Origin of the sequence: Streptomyces sp. CB01201 (genome assembly GCF_002803085.1) — a bacterium.
GTDB classification, from domain to species: Bacteria; Actinomycetota; Actinomycetes; order Streptomycetales; family Streptomycetaceae; genus Streptomyces; species Streptomyces hundungensis.
In genome coordinates, this window is the sequence record NZ_NNBJ01000004.1 from 443,609 (window position 1) to 444,338 (window position 730).

Annotated in this window: 1 pseudogene; it reads right to left on the reverse strand. The window is 63.7% G+C overall.

Annotation, left to right across the window (positions count from 1 at the left end):
• Window positions 1-659, reverse strand: a pseudogene (locus CG740_RS39615) (hypothetical protein); the annotation flags it as partial.
• Between the last annotated feature and the right edge of the window lie 71 nt (window positions 660-730).

Sequence of the window (730 nt, forward strand, 5' to 3'; positions counted from 1 at the left end):
CCGGGTGGGCCTGCAACTACGACAGCCGACCGGGTGCGCCCATCGGCCCCCTCAAGCAGTCCTCGCCCTTCATCGATCTCCGCCTCACGTCCGAATAGGGGGCGCAATTCCCTCGGCAGGCCGGCGGCCGCCTGAATGCCGGGCGGAAAATGACTGGCTTCCACCTGCTGGACATGGTTGTGAAGCCGAGCGAGCACATCGCCTGGCAACACGGCATCGGCGTAGGCGTGCCGAACGTCCTCGTTGTTGTTTAGTAGCCGACAGATCTTGTCGTAGTGCCAGATCGCCCATCCCTTGATCGGGAGCTGCAGTTCGTCCGCACGCTCTCTCAGCGCCTGCTGGACGCGGTCGATGCCTCCGCTACCCGGAACTGACGAGAGGACGATGTTGCTCGTGATGAGCAGGTACTCAGGCAGGCGCCCCTTTCGAACGCGGTTCGAGGACGGATCGGCCCAGGCGCGTAGCTCGGAGTTGATGTGCTCGATCAGCCACTCGGCATCTTTGGCAGTGCCTTCTGGGCGCTTGCGGAATTTGGCTTGTAGTACCCCGTAGCCAGTCCAGGGCGCATCGGGCGTAGGGAAGTGTCTCGGGCTCTGAAATGAGGCTTCGCGACCGCCATCGGGCCCGTCTCCGAAGATCTCTACTGACGGCCCGAGCACCTCTAGTGCTAGGGGGTGTCCGGAAAGTCATGGGAGCCAGAGCCGCAGGCAGGCGAGGGTGACCATGGCCT